Consider the following 18,797-nt stretch of genomic DNA (forward strand, 5'->3'; position numbering starts at 1 on the left):
GAGACGTTCGATGCGGTTCGGCGAGGTCACGGTCATCCCGGTGAACGGGCACGGCCCGGAGGACGTCGTGGTCGACGGCGAAGGCCGGATCTACACCGGCGTCGACGACGGCCGGATCCTGCGCCTGTCGCCCGACGGCAAGCGCATCGACGTCATCGCCGACACGGGCGGGCGGCCGCTGGGACTGGAGCTGTACGGCGACGACGAGCTGCTGATCTGCGACGCGCGGGCGGGCCTGCTGGTGCTGCCGCTGTCGGGTGGCTCGCCTTCGGTGCTGGCAACGTCGGCGCTGGGGCTCGACTTCGTGTTCTGCAACAACGCGGCGGTGGCGGCCGACGGCACGGTCTACTTCACGGATTCGTCGCGCCGTTTCGGCATCGACCACTGGCGCGACGACCTGATCGAGCAGACCGCGGGCGGCCGCTTGCTCCGGCGCGCCCCGGACGGGTCCATCGACCTCCTCCTCGACGGCCTGCAGTTCGCGAACGGCGTGGCACTGGCCCCGGACGAGTCGTTCGTGGCGGTGGCGGAGACGGGCGCGTGCCGGGTGTCGCGGGTGTGGCTGCGCGACGGCCGGTCCGACGTGTTCGTCGACGGGCTGTGGGGCTTCCCGGACAACATCTCGACGGGCACGGACGGCCTGATCTGGATCACGCAGGCGTCCCCGAAGGTCAAGGCGCTCGACGCCGTGCGCCGGCTGCCCGCGTTCCTGCGGGCGGGGATCCGCGCGTTGCCGACGTCGCTGCAGCCGAAGCCGGGCCGCGAGGTGGGCGTCCTGGGCGTCGCGGCGGACGGCAAGGTGGAGCGCGAACTGCGCGGCGAGATCGCCGGGTTCCACATGCTGGTGGGCGTGCGCGAGTGGCAGGGCAAGCTGTACTTCGGCTCGCTGGAGGAGGACGCGATCGCGGTGACGCCTACCATCGGGTGATGCTGACCAACCTCCGGTTCGAATCGCGTCTCCCCACCCAGGACCTCGACCGCGCGCGGCGCTGGTACAGCGAAAAGCTGGGCCTCGAGCCGTCCGAAGAGCGCGAAGGCGGCCTGCGGTACGAAGGCGTGTCGGGCGTCTTCTGCCTGTACGCGTCCGCGGGCGCGTCCGACGGTTCGTTCACGCAGATGGGGTGCTACGTCGACGACCTCGAAGCGTCGGTCGCGGCGCTGCGCGAGCGGGGCGTGGTGTTCGAAGACTACGGGGACGCCGGCATCGTCGAGATCCCCGGGAACTACCCGAGCAAGGGCAGCGGCGAGCGCGCGGCGTGGTTCCGCGACAGCGAAGGCAACCTGATCGGCCTCGCCCAGATCGTGCCCTAGCGGCCGGTCCAGCGGGGTTCGCGCCCGGCGGACCAGGCCGCGTAGAACTCCTTGTGGTCCTTCGCCGTCATCAGCAGTGCCTGTGTCATCGCTTCCAGCTCGATCGCGCTGCCCAGGTCCATGTCCAGCTCGCGGGTCAGCAGCACCTTCGTCGTCGCGTACGCCAGCGCCGGGCCGTCCGCCAGGCGGCGCGCCAGCGCGGAAGCGGTGGCGGGCAGATCGGCGTCCGGGACCACCTGGGAAGCCAGCCCGATCTCCGAAGCACGGGACGCGGAGACCTTGTCGCCCAGGATCAGCAGCTCCGTCGCCCGGCCCAGGCCCACCAGGCGCGGCAGGAGGTAGGCCGAGCCCATGTCCGCGCCGGCCAGGCCGACCTTCGTGAACAGGAACGCGAACTTCGCCGACTCCGCCAGCAGCCGGAAGTCGCTGGCCAGCGCGATCACCGAGCCCGCGCCCGCCGCGACGCCGTTGACCGCCGCGATCACCGGCAGCGGGCACTCGCGCAGCGCCTTCACCACCGCGCCCGTCATGCGGGTGAACTCCAGCAGCTCCGCCGTCTCGAACTTCTGCAGCTCGCCGATGATCTCCTCGACGTCGCCGCCGGAGCAGAACCCGCGGCCCTGCCCGGTGATCACCAGCACCCGCACGTCCTCGTGCTGCGGCAGCTCGACGACGAGGTCCCGCAGGTCGGCGTAGACGTCGAAGGTCAGCGCGTTCAGCTTCTCCGGCCGGGTGAACGTCACCGTGGCGACGCCGTCGGCCACCGAGAAGCCGAAGTGCTCCCACTCCTTCGTCAGCGGTGCGGTCGCGCGGAACGGGCTCATGTCTGGATTCCTCCGCCGTCGAGTACGAGGGTCTGGCCGTTGATCGCGGCGGCTTCCGGGGCCGCCAGGAAGGCGACGGCGAACGCCACCTCTTCCGGGTCGAGCAGTCTGCCGAGCGGGGACGCCGCCGCCAGCGCGGACTCGGCGTCGCCGACAGAGCGTCCCGTCCGTTCCTGGATGCGCGCCACCGAGGTCGCCGTCATGTCGGTGCGGACGAACGCCGGGCAGACCGCGTTCGCCGTGACGCCGGTGCCCGCCAGCTCCGCCGCGACCGCGCGCATCAGCCCGGCCGCCGCGTGCTTCGACGCCGTGTACCCGGCCGTGTACCGGTAGCCGACGTGCGACGCCGTCGACGCCACCGTGACGATCCGGCCGCGGTCGCGCTCGCGCATCCCTGGCAGCACCGCCCGGGTGCACAGGAACGCGCCGGTCGCGTTGACCTCGATCTGCGACCGCCAGTCGTCGAGCGGAGTCTTCGAAAGCGGTGCGCTGGACGAGATCCCGGCGTTGTTCACCAGCACGTCCACCGGCCCGGCGGACGCGAAGTAGGCGGCGACGGCGTCCTCGTCGGTGACGTCGCACTCGGCACGACCCGGCGCGAGCACCTCGTCTCCGGCGGCGCGGAAGCGCGAGGCGATCGCCGCGCCGATGCCGCGGGTGCCGCCGGTGACCACGACCAGGCGGCTCATGCCCGGCCCGCCAGGGCGCGCCGGTCGAGCTTTCCGTTGGCAGTGCGGGGAAGTTCCGTCATGAACACCACTTCGCGGGGGTACTTGTGCTTGGCCAGGTGGGCTTTCGCGTGGTCCTTGAGCTCGTCCGCGGACACCGGGGCGCGCACCACGACGTACGCGCGCGGCACGACCAAGCCGTCGACCTCCTGGCCGACCACCGCGCAGTCGATCACGGACGGGTGCCCGAGCAGGCAGTCCTCGATCTCGCCGGGCGCGACGAACACCCCGCCGACCTTCAGCAGCGCGTCGGCACGCCCGTGATGGCGGAAGAAGCCGTCCGAGTCGCGGCTGAAGAGGTCACTCGACGTCAGCGTGTCGCCGTCGAACGTCTTCGCGGACTTTTCGGCATCCCCGAAGTACTCCAGCGCGATCGTCGGCCCGGTGACCCGCAGCGGCCCGATTTCCCCGTCGGGCAACGGGTTTCCCAGCTCGTCGACGACCTGAGCGTGGTAGCCGGGCACCTCGGTGCCGAGCGTGCCGATCCGCGCCGCACCCGGCCGGTTCGACAGGTAGATGTGGTAGGCCTCGGACGAGCCGATCCCGTCCACCACCGGCACGCCGAACATCGCGTCCCACTTGCGGTGCAGCTCCGAGGGCAGCGCTTCGCCCGCGGACGTCGTCATCCGCAGGCAGCTCAGGTCCTGCTCGGCGGCGGCCGGGTGCGCGACCATCGCGCTCATCATCGTCGGCACGTTGACCAGGACGGTCGGGCGGTGGCGTGCGATCAACTCGAACATCAGGTCCGCCGTGCTGCGCTCGGGGAACGCGATCCCGGCCGCGCCGACGCCGAACGGGAACAGGGCCACCAGGTCGCGCGCGTAGCCGAAGAACAGCTTGGGCACGGCGAGCACGCGGTCGTCCTCCCGCAGCCCGAGCACCTGGACGGCGTACCGCTCGAAGCTCTCTTTCGGACTGCGCAAGGGGTGCACGCACGCCTTGGGCGCGCCGGTGCTGCCGGTGGTGAACTTCCAGATCCCGGTGTCGTCCACTGTGGTCGGTGCGGCGTCGAGGGTGTCCGGTGCGGCGTCGACGAGTGTCCGGAATGGACGCTCGCCGGGCCGTAGCTCGCTTTCCGGCACGCCGGTGACCAGCAGCCTGGTAGCGTCCGCCGTGCGCAACGCGGGCAGCGTGACGGCGTCGGCGACGACCGCGACGGCTTCGGTGTAGCCGAGGTAGTACGCGTAGTCCTTGGGCTGCAGGAACGGGTAGACCTCGGCGGTGACCGCGCCGATCTTCTGCGCGCCGTACCAGGTCGCGACGAACTCGTCGCCGTCGCTCAGCGCCAGCAGCACGCGCTGTCCTCTTCGGACTCCGGCATCGAGCAGCACGTTTCCGACGCGGTTGGCCAGCCGCGCCAGCTCGTCGTAGGTGACCGTGCGGTCCCCGGCGAACAGGGCGATCCGGTCGCCGCGGCCCGAAGCCACGTGCCGGTCGAGGAAGTGCGTGGCGAGGTTGAACGGCTCACTCACGGGCCAGCTCCCGGATCGCTTCCACCAGCAGGTCGGTCAACGTCGAGAACGTCTCGGCGCCTTCTTCCGCGGTCGCCTCGGCGGGCGCGCCGCAGTACGCGTCGGTCATCCCCAGCTCGAGAAAGCCATCTTCGGAAGGCGCCGAAGCCAAGCTGACCGGCACGTGCGGCAACGTCCGCATCAGCGGCTGGTCGACCAGCTCCGGCCGGTCGGCGAGCACGAGCGACGTCTCGTACCGCCCCGCGTGGCATTCGCCGGACCGGAACTCGTCCGTCAACCGCTGCGCGTGCCGCCGCCGGACCAGGTCGAGCAGCGCGACCCGGCCGTCGTAGGCGAAGTTCAACGTCTCCACCGCGCGCCGCAGCGTGACCAGGTGCGCGGGCTCGAAGTGGTTGTTGACCAGCAGGATCCGGCCGAGTCGTTGAGCGATCAGCGCCGAGCCGATGTCGACGAGCAGGGAGTGCAGCGTCTCCTCGCCGATGTGCACGCCGCCGGCGAACCCGGCCGCGAAGCGCGTCACGCCGTAGGGCACCTCGGGCAGCACCAGGACGTGGACGTCCTCATCGGCGGCCAGCCGGTCGGCCGCGCGCTCGCACATCCCGCGTGAGATCAGCGGGTCGGTGCCCAGCGGCGCGTGCGGGCCGTGCGGCTCGATCGCGCCCAGCGGGAGCAGCAGCACGGGGACGCGTGAGCCGTCCGCCAGGGCCGCGACCTGCCGCGAGCTGAGGTCCGCGAAGTACGTCACGCAAATCAAGCTACACCGCAGCGGCCTGGGGTGTATAGAGTTGCGGGCATGCCCGCCGACGCGTTCGAAGCCAGCCCTCAGGAGCTGGTCGTGACGTTGCTGGGCAGCTACGTGCACCCGCGCGAGACCCGGCGGGTGTGGTCGGGCGGCCTGGTCGCGGCGCTCGCCGAGCTGGGCTTTTCCGACGGCGCGGCCCGGATCGCGCTCACCCGCGTCGTGCGCCGCGGCCTCCTCCAGCGTCACCGCGAGGGCCGCACCGTGCACTACTCGCTGACGCGCCGCACCATCGCGCTGCTCGCCGACGGCGATCACCGGATCTTCTCCCTCGGCCGCCGCGAACGCGCCGCCGGCGAGTGGACCGTGCTCTGGCAGAGCATCCCGGAGAGCCGCCGCCAGGCGCGGGAACGCCTGGTCAGGCGGTTGAGGTTCCTCGGGTTCGGGCCGTACCAGGACGGCACCTGGATCGCCCCGCACGACCGCGAGGCCGAGGTCGTCGCCCTGCTCGCCGAGCTGGACGTCACCGAGCACGCCGGCTTGCTGCTGGGCCGGCCGTCGGCCGCGCTCGACGTCCGCCGCTTCGCCGGCCGGGCCTGGGACCTCGACGACCTGGCCGCGCGCTACACCGCGTTCGCCGGCCAGTTCGGCGGGTACGCGGGGAAGGACCTGCCGGACGCCGAAGCCTTCGACGTCCGGACCCGCCTGGTGCACACCTTCCGCGCGTTCCCGTCGCTGGACCCCGAACTGCCCGCCGACCTGGTGCGCGCACCGGAGCACCGGGCGGCCGCGGTCGAGCTGTTCCACGATATGTACGCCGCGCTCGCGAAACCCGCTCAGCGCCATTTCGACGAGGTGACCCGAGGATGACCGAACCCAGCCAAGCCACGCAGGAAGCCCTGAGCTACACCTCGTACCTCGCGCTGGACGAGGTGCTGAACGCCCAGCGGACGCGGTCGGACGAGCACGACGAGCTGCTGTTCATCGTGATCCACCAGGTGTACGAGCTGTGGTTCAAGCAGATCCTGCACGAAGCCGAGTTCCTCCAGGAGAACCTCGCCGCGGGCAACACCGCGCACTCGATCCGGATCCTGCGCCGGATCCTGACGATCCTCAAGGTCGCCGTCGCGCAGATCGACGTCCTGGAAACCATGACCCCCAGCCAGTTCACGAGCTTCCGCACCCGTTTGGACGCTTCGAGCGGCTTCCAGTCGGCCCAGTTCCGCGAGCTGGAGGCGGTGCTGGGGCGGCGTGACGAGCGCGTCTTCGCGCACTACCCCGAAGGCGGCGAGCAGCGGAAACGCATTGCCGAAGCGATGGCGCGACCATCCTTGTTCGACTCTTTTCTCGCGTACCTCAAGGCTTCTGGCTATTCCGTGGAGTGTGACCGAGACGTCACTCGACCGGTGGAGCCGTCCCCGGCCTTGCAGGCGATATTGCTGGACGTGTACAGCGACGACGGCGGACCGTCGGTCGTCGCGGAATGTCTGGTGGATCTCGACGAAGGGATGCAGGAGTGGCGCTACCGGCACGTGAAGATGGTCGAACGCACCATCGGCGACAAGACCGGGACGGGGGGATCGTCCGGCGCGACCTACCTGCGTACCACGCTCTTCCAGCCGATGTTCCCGGATCTCTGGGCCGTACGGAGCCAACTGTGACCACTTTGGACGACCTGCGAGCCGACCACAACGCGCTCGCCCCGCACTACTCCCGCTTCGGGGTCGCCGAACGCCTGCTGCTGTCCGGGCACTCCCACCAGGCGTGGCCCGACGTCGCGGAGGAAGGCTTGCGGGAGTCCTTCGCGGACGCCGCCCGCGACGTCGACGAGAAGTGGGAGCGTGCCTTCGCGAAGGCCGACGAGGTGCGCGCGGGGTTCCGCCTGCTGCTCGGCGACCCGCACGGCGAGTACGCGCTCGGCGCGTCCACGCACGACCTCGTGCTGCGCTTCCTCTCGGCGATGGAGCTGCCGCGAAGACCGCGCCTGGTCACCACCGACGGCGAGTTCCACACGCTGCGCCGCCAGCTCACCCGCCTCGAGGAGGAGGGCGTCGAGGTCGTGCGGGTGCCGCTGGACCCGGTGACGACGCTCGCCGAGCGCGTCGCCGCCGAGGTCGACGACCACACCGCCGCGGTGCTCGTGTCGGCCGTGCTGTTCGAGACGTCCCGGCTGGTGCCGGGGCTCGCGCACCTGGCCGACTCCTGCCGCGCCCGGTCGATCGAGCTGGTCGTCGACGCCTACCACGCGCTCGGCGTCGTGCCGGTCGCGCTGCACGACCTCGGGCTCACCAACGCCTGGGTGCTCGGCGGCGGGTACAAGTACCTGCAGCTCGGCGAGGGCAACTGCTTCCTGCGGCTGCCCGCGCACGCCCAGGAGCTGCGCCCGGTGATCACCGGCTGGTACGCCGAATTCGGCGCGCTCGCCGACGAGCGCCACCCGGGCGCGGTGCCGTACGCCACCGGCGGCGACCGCTTCGCCGGCGCCACCTACGACCCGGCCAGCCACTACCGCGGCGTCCGGGTCCAGCGGTTCTTCGCCGAACAGGGCCTCACGCCGGAATTCCTGCGCGAGGTTTCGCAGCACCAGGTGGGGCTGCTCGCGTCGGTGTTCGACTCGCTCGACCTGCCGGAAGACGTCGTCACGCGGGATCGTTCGGTGGAGCTGGACCGGATCGGCGGATTCCTCTCGCTGCGCTGCGCCGACGCCGCCGGGCTGCAGGCGGCGCTGGCCGCCCAGGGCGTCCGGACCGACAGCCGGGGGCACCACCTGCGCTTCGGGCCCGCGCCGTACCTCTCCGACACCCAGCTCGAGACGGCGATGGCCGTCCTCGGCAAGGTGGTCCGCGGCTGATCTCCGCGTTACCCGTCCGTATCCCGGGACCTCCACTGGTCCGGTGTCCGGAGGGGATCTAGGTTGGTGCCGGGAACCCACGTCGCGGACGACCTCCGCACGCGGCTCCCGCCACCCCGTGAAGCGCGTCCCGGCCACGAACCGGGCGCGGGAGACAAAGGAGTCACCACCGTGACCGAAGGAGTGTTCGCCCGGGGCACCGGGCACGAACAGGTCGTGTACTGCCACGACGAAGCCAGTGGCCTGAAGGCCATCATCGGCATCTACTCCACCGCGCTCGGACCCGCTTTGGGCGGGACGCGCTTCCACCCCTACGCCACCGAAGCGGACGCGCTCGACGACGTGCTCGCGCTGTCCAAGGGCATGGCGTACAAGAACGCGCTGGCCGGGCTCGACCTCGGCGGCGGCAAGGCCGTGATCATCGGCGACCCGAAGACGCTCAAGTCCGAAGCGCTCCTGCGCGCGTACGGGCGCTTCGTGCAGTCCCTCGGCGGCCGCTACATCACGGCGTGCGACGTGGGCACGTACGTGCAGGACATGGACGTCGTGGCCCGGGAATCCCGGTACGTCACCGGCCGCTCGCCGGAAGACGGCGGGGCCGGCGACTCGTCCGTGCTCACGGCGTTCGGCGTCTTCCAGGGCATGCGGGCCTCGGCCGAGCACCTCTGGGGCAGCCCGGACCTGGCGGGCAGGCGCGTCGGCGTGGCCGGCGTCGGCAAGGTCGGGCACATCCTCGTCGGGCACCTCGTGGACGCCGGCGCGCAGGTGACGATCACCGACGTCTACGCGCCCGCGATCTCACGCACGCTCGAGAGCTACCCGAACGTCCAGGTCGTGTCCGATGTGGACACCCTGCTGCGCACCGAGCTGGACGTCTTCGCGCCGTGCGCGCTGGGTGGCGTGCTGAACGACGAGACGGTGCCGGTGCTCGGCGCGCGCGTCGTCTGCGGCGCGGCCAACAACCAGCTCGCGCACGCCGGCATCGACAAGCAGCTCGCCGACCGCGGGGTGCTGTACGCGCCGGACTACCTGGTCAACGCGGGCGGCGTGATCCAGGTCGACGACGAGCGCCACGGCTTCGACTTCGCGCGCGCCAAGCGCAAGACGACGGCCATCTTCGACACGACGAAGGCGGTGTTCGCCCTGGCGGACGCCGACGGCGTGCCCCCGGCGACGGCGGCCGACCGCCTGGCCGAGCGCCGGATGGCGGAGGTCGGGCGGCTGCGGTCCATCATGACGGGGTGAGCCTTCCTCCCGAAGAGATCTTTCTCGCGGCGGGCGTGCGGGGTTTCCTGCACGCCCGCCGTCTCGGTTCCGCAGGCGAGCTGGGCGTCGACGCCGACGCGCCCGTCGTGCTGGCGTCGGTGGTGAAGGTGCCGCTGGCTTTCGAGTTCGCCAGGCAGGTGGCGGCGGGCCAGCTCGACCCGGCGGACCGCGTCCGCGCCACGGCGGCCGACCGGCTCGGCGGCAGCGGTTCGTCGGGTTTCGCCGACGACGTTTCCTACAGCCTGCGGGATGCGGCGCTGCTCGCCCTGTCGGTGTCGGACAACACGGCCGCGGACCTGCTGTTCGACCGGGTCGGGGTGGAGAACGTGCGGTCTCTGCTGCTCGAGCTGGGGCTGACGCGCACCACCGTCATCGGCGCCCCGCGCGACCTGCTGCGCACGATCATCGACGACACCGCGGCCGGGCTTCCGTTGCGTGCCTTGGATCCCTTGCGGACTTCCGCGACCACCCCGCGCGAGATGACCTCTTTGCTGTCGGCGGTGGCGAACGACCCCGGGCCCGGCGCTCAGGTCCTGGAGTGGATGTCGGCGCAGGTGAGCTGGCACCGGCTGACCGCGGGGTTCCCACCGGAGGTCGCGGTGGCGGCCAAGACGGGCACGATGCCGGGGATCCGCAACGAGATCGGGATCGTGACGTACCCGGACGGGGACGCGTACGCGGTGGCGGTGTTCACGGTGGGTGGAGCGGAGACGCTGCGCCGTCCGGACATCGACCGCGCGATCGGCGCCGCGGCCCGGGCGGCGGTGGATCAGCTCCGGTCGTAGAACACGTCCCACGGCCGGGCCCCGCGCGGCTCCGTCACGAGCCGCGAAACGCCGTCGTCGCGCAGGACCTCCGCCGCGATCTCCGCCAGCTTCGCCGCCTGCGGGTGTGGGTCCGACGACGGCCAGGCGAACGCCGTCCGCGCCCGCAGCACCTCGCCTTCCAGCGGTCGCCACACCACTCGCGGTTCCTTGCGGGGCCGCGCCTCGAACGCCACGCCGTGCCCCGCCAAGACCAAGCCCAGCACGAACTCCGGGTTGCGCGCGTGCCGGATCGAAGCCGGGCGGAAGCCGTGGTCCCAGCACGTGCGCAGCAACGCGTCGTAGCTCCCCGGCGCCGCCGCGCGCGGTGCGTGCACCAGGCCTTCGCCGGCGAGGTCGGCCAGCGCCAGCGAAGCGCGGCGGGCCAGTGGCGAGTCGCGGGGGAGGACCACGCCCAGCGGCGTGTCGACGGCCGGGCCGAGGTCGAGGCCCACGACGTCCACCGGGAGCTGGAGGAGTCCCGCGTCCAGTGACCGGTCGGCCAGCAGCCGGGCCTGCTCGGCGGTGGTCAGCTCCTGCAGGTCCAGCCGGACGGCCGGGTGCTGCGCGGCGAAGGCCGTCAGGATCCCGGCGAGCACCCGGCCGGGCAGCTCCGGCGGCACGCCCGCGCGCAGGGCGTCCACCTCGCCGCGCTCGGCCTTCGCGACCAGCGCCGTCATCCGCTCCCAGCGGCTCAGCAGGTCCCGGGCTTCGGCGCGGAGCACCTCACCGGCTTCGGTGAGCGTGACGCGCCGGCCGCGGTCGAACAGCGTCGCGCCTAGCTCGGCTTCAAGCCGCTTCACGCGCTGGCTCAACGGCGGCTGCGCGATGCCGAGCCGGTCGGCGGCGCGACCGAAGTGCAGTTCGTCGGCGACGACCAGGAAGTACCGCAGCGAACGGAGGTGGTCCACGCTGTGACGATACCCATCCGCATATCGACATGCCGACGTCCCGATCTTGGACAGAGCGGCGTGCTTCGTGGTCTGGTGCCGAGATGAACACAGGACTCAGCAGACGCGGGCTGTTCGGCGCGGGCGCGGCGGCGGCCTCGGTCCTCGCCGGCGTCTCCGCGGCCTCGGCGGCCTCGGCGGCCTCGGCGGCCTCGGCGGCCCCGGCGACGCGGGGGACGTCGCAGATGACCTTGCGGTGGTGGGGAAACAACGGCTGGGAGATCCGCGTCGGGACGAAGACGGTCCTGATCGACCCGTGGCTGACCCGCTTCAAGACCGGCACGTACACCCCGGCGGGCGCGGACCCGAAGACACCGCTGTCGGTGAACGAGGCCCTGATCGACGGCTACCTCGACCGCGGCGAGCTGCGCGCGGACCACATCCTGGTCACCCACGGCCACTACGACCACCTCACCGACGTCCCGTACCTGGCCCGACGCACCGGCGCAACGGTCTTCGGGAGCGAGACTCATTTGAGTCTCATGGCGGCGCTGGGTGCCCCGGAGGACCAGCTGGCGATCGCGAGCGGCGGCGAGGACCTGACGTTCGACGGCTACTCGATTCGCATCCTGAGGTCCCTGCACTCGGCGACCGGCACCCGGGCGCGAGTGCCGTTCCCGGGCTCGCGGACGCTGTCCCGCCGCGACCGCCCGCGGGTGATCGAGGACCTGGTCGAGGGCGGCACACTGGCGTACGCCGTCTCGGGTGGCGGCGCGAGCGTGCTGAACTTCGGCGGCTCGAACTACGTCGAGTCCGAGTTGGCGGGCCTCCACCCGGACGTGGTGCTGCTACCGGTGGGCGGCGCGAAGGTGACGCAGTACGTGCCGCGCCTGCTGCGCACGCTGGGCAACCCGAGGTATGTGGCGGCGACGCACTGGGATGACTTCGACCTGCCGCTGGGTCAGGCACACGACCCGAACGGAGGCTTGGAGATCCTGCGCAAGGCAGTGGCGGCGGCGAGTCCGGCCAGCGAGTTCGTGGTCCTGGACCACCTGGGCTCGTTCGTCCCGTAGCCAAGCCGAAGGCCCCCACCGACCGCGGTGGGGGCCTCCGGCGGGAACAGGTCAGCCGCTCTTGCGGCGGAACGTCCGCTTGTTGGCCGCGGGCCCGTGGGCGTGCTGGTTCTTGCCCCCGCCGTTCTCGTGGGCCGCACCCGAGCGCGCGTGGGCCTGCTTGCGCTCCAGCGCCTCCCGGAACTTGCGCTTGACGTCGTCCTCCTCGCCGCTGGGCGACGGGTTCGGTTCACTCATGCCTACCTCCGGAACTGACGACGTGTGACCGCTCCAGCCTGGCACCACTCAAACCGCTTGGCGAGTCGATTACGCCACACCGTCAGCGTTGGGGCGACGGCACTCCGCCGAACTGGACCGACTTCCGCGTCAGCGGGCGGCCGCAGTGGTCGCACAGCAGGATCGGCCGCAGCCGGTTGCCGCATTCGACGTGGTGGAGTGTGATGTCGGGCTCCTGGCCCGCGACCTCGAAGCCGCGCGACCACTCCGCGATGAACGCCAGCGCCGGGAAGAACGCCAGCCCCTTCGCCGTCATCCGGTAGTCGCGCGCGTCCGTGCGCGTGGCCGCCGTGCCGGTGCGCAGCACGCCGACCTCGACCAGCTTGCTCAGCCGGGCCGACAGGACGCTCGGCCCGATGCCCAGCTCGCGCTCGAACTCCGAGAAGTGCCGGCAGCCGAGCAGCGCCGACACCAGCAGGCCCGTCGACCAGCGGTCGCCCAGCAGCTCCATCGTGTCGGGGAAGAACATCATCGGGTCGCCGGCCAGCGACTCCGCGTCCTTGCGGCGGAACCGCTTGGACGCCGTCGCGGCGGCGACGCCGGTGCTGTCCAGCCGCGACGCTCGCACGTCACGCGCGTCGACGCGGCGGCCGCAGGCGCCGCAGCCGAGGGGCGCTGATGTAGCCAGCTCACAGTCGAGGTGGATCAGCGTCGGCAGCACCTCGCGGCGGCCGTCGACCCACTCGCGCTCCCACGCCCAGATCGAGATCAGCAGCGGCCACAGCTCCAGGCCGCGCTCGGTGAGCCGGTACTCGTGCCGCGTGCGGCGCGCGTCCCGGTACGGCTCGCGCGTGAGCATGCCCGCGTCCACCATGTCGCGCAGGCGCCCGGACAGCGCCGTCGGCGAAATCCCCAGCCGCAGGCGCAGCTCCTCGTACCGCCGGAAGCGCAGGAACAGGCTCTGCAGGATGAGCAATGTCCACTGGTCGCCGACCAGCTCGAGCGCCCGGCGGAGCGGATCCCCCGCAGGCCGGATTCGCTGTGCCGTCGCTTCGGTCACCGTCTGTCCCCCTTGTTGCTGAGCGGCCTCAGCGTAGCACCTGACTACAGCTAAAGAAGCCTATTGACACCTGGGTACACAAATCATAGTCTCATCCCCATCAGCCAGCGCGGTGAGCCCGACAGTCAGGGAGCAGCCCGATGACCAGCACCTCCGAACAGCCGCTGATGGTGGCCCGGACGGCGGACACCGGCGAGGCCAACCCCTACCTGCTCGGCGTCTACGCCCCGGTCGGCACCGAGATCGACGCGGAAGACCTGCAGGTCATCGGCGAGATCCCCAAGGACCTCAACGGCGTCTACCTGCGCAACGGCCCCAACCCGCGGTTCGCCCCGGAAGGCCGCTACCACTGGTTCGACGGCGACGGCATGATCCACGCCGTCCACCTGGAGAACGGCAAGGCGCGCTACCGCAACCGCTGGATCCGCACGAAAGCCTTCGAGGCCGAGTCCGCGGCCGGCCGGGCGCTCTGGACCGGCGTCATGGAGAACCCGGCGGGCAACCCGTTCGGCAACACCCATGGCCTCGGGCTCAAGGACAACGCCAACACCGACGTGATCTTCCACCGCGGCCGCGTCCTCGCGACCTGGTACCTGTGCGGCTCGCCGTACGCGGTCGACCCGCTCTCGCTGGAGACGCTGGGCGCCGAGGACTTCCTCGGCACGCTGGTCGGCGACATGATGGCCCACCCCAAGGTGGACGAGGCCACCGGCGAGCTGTTCTGGTTCGACTACGGGCCCCGCCCGCCGTACCTGCGCTACGGCGTCATCAGCGCGGACGGCCGGGTCGTGCACACCACCGAGATCGAGCTGCCCGGCCCGCGCCTGCCGCACGACATGGCCATCACCGAGCACCACGCGGTGCTGATGGATCTGCCGCTGGTCCAGGACGTCGAAGCCGCGAAGCTGGGCCGGCACAAGCTGCACTTCGACCGCTCGATGCCGAGCCGCTTCGGTGTCCTGCCACGCTACGGAGACGGTAGCCAGATCAAGTGGTTCGAAGCGAGCCCGTGCTACATCTACCACGTCGTCAACGCCTGGGAGCAGGGCGAAGAGGTCGTCCTCGACGTCTGCCGGGTGCGCAAGCCCCAGCCGCGCGCCGACGCCCACACGCCGCTCGCGAAGATGCTCTCCTACCTGCGGCTCGACGCCCAGCTGCATCGCTACCGCTTCAACCTGCGGACCGGCGTGTGCCGCGAGGCCCCGCTCGACGACGCCAACACCGAGTTCCCGACCGTCGACTCCCGTGGGGTCGGCCGGGCGAACCGGTACTCCTACGCGGTGCACATCTCGCCCGAGTCGACGCTGAAGTTCGACGGGCTCGTGCGCTACGACAATCTTGCCGGCTCCAAGACCGAATACCGGTTCGGTCCCGGCCGGTGGGGCAGTGAGGCTCCGTTCGCACCCCGCGAAGGAGCGGCCGCCGATTCGGCGGACGGTCATCTGGTGACGTTCGTGCAGGACGAGCGCGAGGGACGCTCGGAACTGGACATCTTCGACGCCGCCGAGCTCGCTGCCGGACCCGTGGCCAGGGTCCTGTTGCCCCAGCGGGTTCCGCTCGGTTTTCACGCGACCTGGGTCCGGGCGGACCAGCTGGAAAACCTCCGTTCATGAGATGCCATCGAGAGGGTCGCGCCCGGGGCTTCCGGGCGCGGGGATGGTGGAGTGCGGAGACGATCGACCGGCTCGTGAAGGAGCGGGTCAGTGCCGACCCGGAGGGTCTCGCGCTGGTCGATCCACCGAACACCACCGCACTGGTCGGACGCGACCCGGTGCGGTGGGCCTGGAACCGGCTCGACGAACGCGTCGACGTCCTGGCCGCGTTCCTGCTCGCCAGAGGGGTGCGAGCAGGTGACGTCGTGGCCGTGCAGCTGCCGAACTGCGCGGCCCTGGTCCAGGCGTTCCTCGCGATCGTGCGGATCGGCGCGATCGTCACCCCGTTCCCGGTGTCCTACCGGGAGCACGAACTCGGCCCGATGTGCCGGCGCACCGGGTCCGTCGGGGTGGTGACCGCATCCAGATACGGCGAGCACGCGCTCGCCGGGGCGGCCCTTGGGCTAATCGGCGCTTCGGCGCCGTCGGTCCGGTTCGTCGTCGCCCGGGGGGACGACGAGCCGGCCGGCGCCCTGGCCTGGCCCGAGGCTCCACTGTCCGAAGCGGAGCGATCCGCTCTGGACTCGTATTTGTCCACTTTGGACACCGACGTCGACGACTGCGTGACGATCTGCTGGACGTCCGGCACCGAAGCCGAGCCGAAGGCGGTCCCGCGCTGCCACGGCGACTGGCTCGCGACGGCCGCGGGCTGCGCCCAGGCAGCGGGCCTCACCTCCGAAGACGTGCTGCTCTCGCCGTTCCCGATGACGAACATGGCCGGCATCGGCGGGATGTTCCTGCCGTGGCTGCTGACCGGCGCGGTGTTCGTGCCCCACCACCCGTTCGACCTGACGGTGTTCCTGGGGCAGCTCGCGGCCGAACGCGTGACGTACACGCTCGCGCCGCCCGCGTTGCTGACCATGCTGCTGCACAACGAAAAGATCCTGTCCGGGGTGGACATCTCGAGCGTCCGCAAGATCGGCTCCGGCTCGGCGCCGCTTTCGCCGTGGCTCGTGCGCACCTGGGCCGAGCGGCACGGCATCGACATCATCAACTTCTTCGGCTCCAACGAGGGCACCGCGCTGCTGTCCGCGCCGATCGACCTGCCGGACCCGGAGCAGCGCGCGAGCTACTTCCCGAACTACGCCTCCGACGTCACCTGGTCGACGCCGGTTGCCGGCTGGACGTCGGTGCGGCTGCACGACCCCGTCACCGGCGAGCACGTGACCGAACCCGGGCGGCCCGGCGAACTGCGCATCGCCGGGCCGACGGTGTTCGCCGGCTACCTCACGTCGATGGGCGAGCCGCTGGACACTTCGGCGTTCGACGGCGACGGCCACTTCCGCACCGGCGACGTCTTCGAGATCGCCGGCGAACGCGGCGAGTTCCTGCGGTACGTCGACCGGAGGAAGGACCTGGTCATCCGCGGCGGGATGAACATCTCGCCGGCCGAGGTCGAGGGCCTGCTGGCCGGGCACCCGGACGTCGCCGACGTCGGCGTCATCGGCGTGCCCGACGACGTCATGGGCGAACGCGTGTGCGCGGTCGTCGTGCCCGGCGCGCGGAAGCCGTCTCTGGAAGAGCTGGTCGCCTACCTGCGTGAGAAGAAGGTGGCCGCGTTCAAGCTGCCGGAACGGCTCGAGTACGCCGACGCCTTGCCGCGCAACCCGGTGGGGAAGATCCTGAAGCGGCAGCTGCGGGAAAGTCTGGAGTGAGGCCATGACCGTGTTCGTGCTGGGCGGGGCGCAGACCGACTTCGCACGTAACTACGCGAAGGAGGGGCGCGGGATCCTCGAGCTGTTCGCCGAGGTCGTGCCCGCTGCGCTCGCGGATGCGGGGGTCAGCGCCTCGGACGTGGGCGTCGCACACGTCGGCAACCTCGCGGCGGAGCTGTTCACCGGCCAGGCCCAGCTCGGCGGGCTGCTGGTGGCGGCCGTGCCGGAGCTGGACGGGGTGCCGTCGACCCGGCACGAGGCCGCGTGCGCGTCCGGCAGCACCGCCGTGCTCGCCGCGTGCGCCGATCTCGAGTCCGGCCGCTACGACCTGGCGCTGGTCGTCGGCGTCGAGCTGATGCGGGGCGTCGACGGGCAGCGGGCCGCCGAGCACCTCGGGTCCGCCGCGTGGGCCGGGCACGAAGCCGTCAACGCGAAGTTCCCGTGGCCCGCGCTCTTCGCCGACGTCGCTTCCGCGTACGACGAGCGGTACGGGCTCGATCCCGCCCACCTCGGGCAGTTCGCTTCGCACGCTTTCGACCGCGCGGCAAGGAATCCGCTCGCCCAGGCCCGCGACTGGCATTTCCCGGCCGGCGCGTTCGGAGCCGACGACGCACTGAACCCGGTCATCGAAGGCCGTCTGCGCAAGCAGGACTGCGGCCGGATCACCGACGGCGCCGCGGCGGTCCTGCTGGCCGCACCCGCGTTCGCCGAACGGCTGGGCGGTGGTTTCCCGCGCATCGCGGGCTTCGGCCACCGCACCGCGCACATCGGCCTCGCCGACAAGATCGCGTCCGGCGGCGAGTACCTGTTCCCGCACCTGCGCGGCGCGGTCGTCGACGCCTACGACCGCGCGGGCGTGCCCGGGCCGGACGCGCTCGACGTCGTCGAACTGCACGACTGCTTCACGATCACCGGGCTGGTCGCGCTGGAGCACCTCGGCGCCGCACCGCCGGGTGACGGCGGCCGGTTCGTCGCCGACGGCGGGCTGGACGCGGCCGGGATCAACCCCGGTGGCGGCCTGCTCGGCCTCGGGCACCCGGTCGGCGCGACCGGCGTCCGCATGCTGCACGACGTCGCCCGGCAGGTGACCGGGACCGCGGGTGAGACGCAGGTCGAGGGCGCGCGGACGGCGCTGACGCTCAACGTCGGCGGCTCGTTCACCACGGTGGTCACCGTGATCGTGCAGGCGTCCGCATGAGGCTTTCGGTGTCGCTGGGGCTGTGGCAGGACCGCCGGCCGGAGGAGGCCCTCGAAACCGCGCGCGCCGCCGAGGCCGCCGGGTATCCGGAGCTGTGGATCGGCGAGATGGCGACGTGGGACGCGTTCGCCTTGGGGACGGCGATCGGTGCGGCGACTTCGTCTCTGTCGCTGACGTTCGGGCCGCTCGCGGTGACCGTGCGGGACCCGGCGACGATCGCGATGGGCGTCGCGTCGGTCGCCGCCCTGACTGGGCGGACGACCGGGGTCGCGCTGGGCACGTCCAGCGACGTCGTGGTGCGCGGCTGGCACGGCCGGTCGCGTGCGCGTTCCGCGACGGCACTGGAAGAGTCGGCGATCGCCGTGCGGCAGCTGGTGTCCGGCGAGAAGTCCACTGTGGACGGATCGGTGGTGGGCTCCCGGGGCTACCGGTTGCGGTTGGCCGCCCCGAAGTCGCCGTTGACGATCGCGGCGTTCGGCCCGCGCGCCCTCGACGTCGCCGCGCGGCACGCCGACCGGATGGTGGTCAACCTGGTCAGCCCCGCGGCGGCGGCGACGCTGGTCCGCGGCGTGCGGGAAGCGGCTGCGCGGGCCGGGGCCGAGGCGCCGCCGGTGGCCGCGTGGGTGGTCGCCGCGGTCGACCCGCGACCGGCCGAGATCGAGCAGCTGCGCCGAGGCGTGGTCGGCTACCTGGCGGCGCCGGGCTACGGCGAGATGTTCCGCGCGGCGGGCTTCGGCGAGCTGGTCGACTTCGCGCGCACTCGCCCGCACCCGCGTGAGCTGCTGGCGGCGGTGCCCGCCGAGGCGATCGCGGTGGTCGGGTTGCTGGGGTCACGCGAGGTGGTCGCTGCGAAGGCGGCCGAGTACGCGGAGGCGGGGATCGACGAGCTGGCGATCGTCCCCGCGACCAGCGATGACGACCCCGGAGGCGCGAAAACCCTCGCGGCAGTGGCTGCGGCGCTCAGCTGATCGCGTCCGGGGCGTTCAGTTCGGCGTGGGCGCTGGTGGCTGTGCTCCGCCTCGGTGGTGCGGAGGCTCTTGCGGTGGTGTCCGCGGGCTT

At 71.7% G+C, this 18,797-nt stretch carries 19 protein-coding genes; 12 read left to right on the forward strand and 7 right to left on the reverse strand.

All coding sequences use genetic code 11. The features are described 5' to 3' along the window. Positions 1–10: 10 nt before the first annotated feature. Both OG738_RS22650 and OG738_RS22655 read left to right on the forward strand, forming a co-directional pair. Positions 11–928, forward strand: a complete 918-nt coding sequence (locus tag OG738_RS22650) for an SMP-30/gluconolactonase/LRE family protein (protein ID WP_329056396.1) — start codon at positions 11–13, stop codon at positions 926–928. Next, the gene (locus tag OG738_RS22655) at positions 928–1,311 is read left to right on the forward strand and encodes a VOC family protein (protein WP_329056397.1); all 384 of its coding nucleotides are present in this window, start codon (positions 928–930) and stop codon (positions 1,309–1,311) included. The genes OG738_RS22650 and OG738_RS22655 overlap by 1 nt, the downstream gene beginning before the upstream one ends. Here the strand turns inward: OG738_RS22655 and OG738_RS22660 are convergent. Genes OG738_RS22660 through OG738_RS22675 form a run of 4 tightly spaced genes read right to left on the reverse strand, consistent with a single transcriptional unit; the run spans position 1,308 to position 5,080 of the window. Then, on the reverse strand, positions 1,308–2,135 hold the full coding sequence (locus OG738_RS22660; protein WP_329056399.1) for an enoyl-CoA hydratase family protein: 828 nt from the start codon (positions 2,133–2,135) through the stop codon (positions 1,308–1,310). The genes OG738_RS22655 and OG738_RS22660 overlap by 4 nt on opposite strands. Next, positions 2,132–2,824, reverse strand: a complete 693-nt coding sequence (locus tag OG738_RS22665) for an SDR family NAD(P)-dependent oxidoreductase (protein ID WP_329056400.1) — start codon at positions 2,822–2,824, stop codon at positions 2,132–2,134. The genes OG738_RS22660 and OG738_RS22665 overlap by 4 nt, the downstream gene beginning before the upstream one ends. Further along, a complete protein-coding gene (locus OG738_RS22670) occupies positions 2,821–4,335 on the reverse strand; it encodes a benzoate-CoA ligase family protein (RefSeq protein WP_329056402.1) in 1,515 nt (504 codons plus the stop codon). Before OG738_RS22670 ends, OG738_RS22665 begins: the two co-directional genes overlap by 4 nt. Further along, entirely contained in the window at positions 4,328–5,080 is a 753-nt protein-coding gene (locus OG738_RS22675; protein WP_329056403.1) for a creatininase family protein, read from the reverse strand. The genes OG738_RS22670 and OG738_RS22675 overlap by 8 nt, the downstream gene beginning before the upstream one ends. A gap of 48 nt (positions 5,081–5,128) precedes the next feature. Between OG738_RS22675 and OG738_RS22680 the strand changes: the two genes are divergently transcribed. The 5 genes from OG738_RS22680 to OG738_RS22700 all read left to right on the forward strand — a co-directional run bounded on the left by OG738_RS22680 (position 5,129) and on the right by OG738_RS22700 (position 9,976). Then, positions 5,129–5,944, forward strand: coding sequence for a PaaX family transcriptional regulator (locus OG738_RS22680; RefSeq protein ID WP_329056405.1), 816 nt, complete (start codon positions 5,129–5,131; stop codon positions 5,942–5,944). Further along, a complete protein-coding gene (locus OG738_RS22685; RefSeq protein WP_329056406.1) occupies positions 5,941–6,735 on the forward strand; it encodes a tryptophan 2,3-dioxygenase in 795 nt (264 codons plus the stop codon). Before OG738_RS22680 ends, OG738_RS22685 begins: the two co-directional genes overlap by 4 nt. After that, entirely contained in the window at positions 6,732–7,925 is a 1,194-nt protein-coding gene (locus tag OG738_RS22690) for a kynureninase (RefSeq protein ID WP_329056407.1), read from the forward strand. The genes OG738_RS22685 and OG738_RS22690 overlap by 4 nt, the downstream gene beginning before the upstream one ends. 171 nt (positions 7,926–8,096) lie before the next feature. Then, entirely contained in the window at positions 8,097–9,170 is a 1,074-nt protein-coding gene (locus OG738_RS22695; protein WP_329056408.1) for a Glu/Leu/Phe/Val dehydrogenase dimerization domain-containing protein, read from the forward strand. After that, positions 9,167–9,976 (forward strand): serine hydrolase, encoded by an 810-nt coding sequence (locus OG738_RS22700; RefSeq protein ID WP_329056409.1) that lies wholly within the window; start codon positions 9,167–9,169, stop codon positions 9,974–9,976. The genes OG738_RS22695 and OG738_RS22700 overlap by 4 nt, the downstream gene beginning before the upstream one ends. On the opposite strand, the gene OG738_RS22705 is transcribed toward OG738_RS22700, so the two are convergent. Beyond that, the gene (locus OG738_RS22705) at positions 9,961–10,905 is read right to left on the reverse strand and encodes a LysR substrate-binding domain-containing protein (protein WP_329056410.1); all 945 of its coding nucleotides are present in this window, start codon (positions 10,903–10,905) and stop codon (positions 9,961–9,963) included. The genes OG738_RS22700 and OG738_RS22705 overlap by 16 nt on opposite strands. Before the next feature lie 83 nt (positions 10,906–10,988). On the opposite strand from OG738_RS22705, the gene OG738_RS22710 reads away from it, so the two are divergent. Further along, positions 10,989–11,957 (forward strand): MBL fold metallo-hydrolase, encoded by a 969-nt coding sequence (locus OG738_RS22710; RefSeq protein ID WP_329056411.1) that lies wholly within the window; start codon positions 10,989–10,991, stop codon positions 11,955–11,957. A 51-nt stretch (positions 11,958–12,008) separates the two neighbouring features. Here OG738_RS22710 and OG738_RS22715 read toward each other — a convergent pair whose 3' ends face one another. Together OG738_RS22715 and OG738_RS22720 are read right to left on the reverse strand one after the other, a co-directional pair. After that, positions 12,009–12,194: a DUF5302 domain-containing protein gene (locus OG738_RS22715; protein WP_329056412.1), complete on the reverse strand. Its 186-nt coding sequence runs from the start codon at positions 12,192–12,194 to the stop codon at positions 12,009–12,011. Between the two features lie 82 nt (positions 12,195–12,276). Further along, positions 12,277–13,233: a winged helix-turn-helix transcriptional regulator gene (locus OG738_RS22720; protein ID WP_329056413.1), complete on the reverse strand. Its 957-nt coding sequence runs from the start codon at positions 13,231–13,233 to the stop codon at positions 12,277–12,279. Positions 13,234–13,373: 140 nt separating this feature from the next. Here OG738_RS22720 and OG738_RS22725 point away from each other — a divergent pair, with 140 nt between their 5' ends. The 4 genes from OG738_RS22725 to OG738_RS22740 all read left to right on the forward strand — a co-directional run bounded on the left by OG738_RS22725 (position 13,374) and on the right by OG738_RS22740 (position 18,706). After that, entirely contained in the window at positions 13,374–14,846 is a 1,473-nt protein-coding gene (locus OG738_RS22725; protein ID WP_329056414.1) for a carotenoid oxygenase family protein, read from the forward strand. A gap of 74 nt (positions 14,847–14,920) precedes the next feature. Further along, the gene (locus OG738_RS22730; RefSeq protein WP_442875919.1) at positions 14,921–16,540 is read left to right on the forward strand and encodes a class I adenylate-forming enzyme family protein; all 1,620 of its coding nucleotides are present in this window, start codon (positions 14,921–14,923) and stop codon (positions 16,538–16,540) included. Between the two features lie 4 nt (positions 16,541–16,544). Beyond that, positions 16,545–17,738: an acetyl-CoA acetyltransferase gene (locus OG738_RS22735; protein ID WP_329056417.1), complete on the forward strand. Its 1,194-nt coding sequence runs from the start codon at positions 16,545–16,547 to the stop codon at positions 17,736–17,738. Then, positions 17,735–18,706 (forward strand): LLM class F420-dependent oxidoreductase, encoded by a 972-nt coding sequence (locus OG738_RS22740; RefSeq protein ID WP_329056419.1) that lies wholly within the window; start codon positions 17,735–17,737, stop codon positions 18,704–18,706. The genes OG738_RS22735 and OG738_RS22740 overlap by 4 nt, the downstream gene beginning before the upstream one ends. The last annotated feature ends 91 nt before the right edge of the window (positions 18,707–18,797 follow it).

It is taken from the genome of Amycolatopsis sp. NBC_01488 (genome assembly GCF_036227105.1).
GTDB lineage: Bacteria > Actinomycetota > Actinomycetes > Mycobacteriales > Pseudonocardiaceae > Amycolatopsis.

What these genes read in the sequence shown, in the direction of transcription:
- OG738_RS22650 (WP_329056396.1), top strand. Translation starts at nt 11, where the DNA reads ATGCGGTTCGGCGAGGTCACGGTCATCCCGGTGAACGGGCACGGCCCG.
- OG738_RS22655 (WP_329056397.1), top strand. Translation starts at nt 928, where the DNA reads ATGCTGACCAACCTCCGGTTCGAATCGCGTCTCCCCACCCAGGACCTC.
- OG738_RS22660 (WP_329056399.1), bottom strand. Translation starts at nt 2,135, where the DNA reads ATGAGCCCGTTCCGCGCGACCGCACCGCTGACGAAGGAGTGGGAGCAC.
- OG738_RS22665 (WP_329056400.1), bottom strand. Translation starts at nt 2,824, where the DNA reads ATGAGCCGCCTGGTCGTGGTCACCGGCGGCACCCGCGGCATCGGCGCG.
- OG738_RS22680 (WP_329056405.1), top strand. Translation starts at nt 5,129, where the DNA reads ATGCCCGCCGACGCGTTCGAAGCCAGCCCTCAGGAGCTGGTCGTGACG.
- OG738_RS22685 (WP_329056406.1), top strand. Translation starts at nt 5,941, where the DNA reads ATGACCGAACCCAGCCAAGCCACGCAGGAAGCCCTGAGCTACACCTCG.
- OG738_RS22710 (WP_329056411.1), top strand. Translation starts at nt 10,989, where the DNA reads ATGAACACAGGACTCAGCAGACGCGGGCTGTTCGGCGCGGGCGCGGCG.
- OG738_RS22715 (WP_329056412.1), bottom strand. Translation starts at nt 12,194, where the DNA reads ATGAGTGAACCGAACCCGTCGCCCAGCGGCGAGGAGGACGACGTCAAG.
- OG738_RS22725 (WP_329056414.1), top strand. Translation starts at nt 13,374, where the DNA reads ATGACCAGCACCTCCGAACAGCCGCTGATGGTGGCCCGGACGGCGGAC.
- OG738_RS22735 (WP_329056417.1), top strand. Translation starts at nt 16,545, where the DNA reads ATGACCGTGTTCGTGCTGGGCGGGGCGCAGACCGACTTCGCACGTAAC.
- OG738_RS22740 (WP_329056419.1), top strand. Translation starts at nt 17,735, where the DNA reads ATGAGGCTTTCGGTGTCGCTGGGGCTGTGGCAGGACCGCCGGCCGGAG.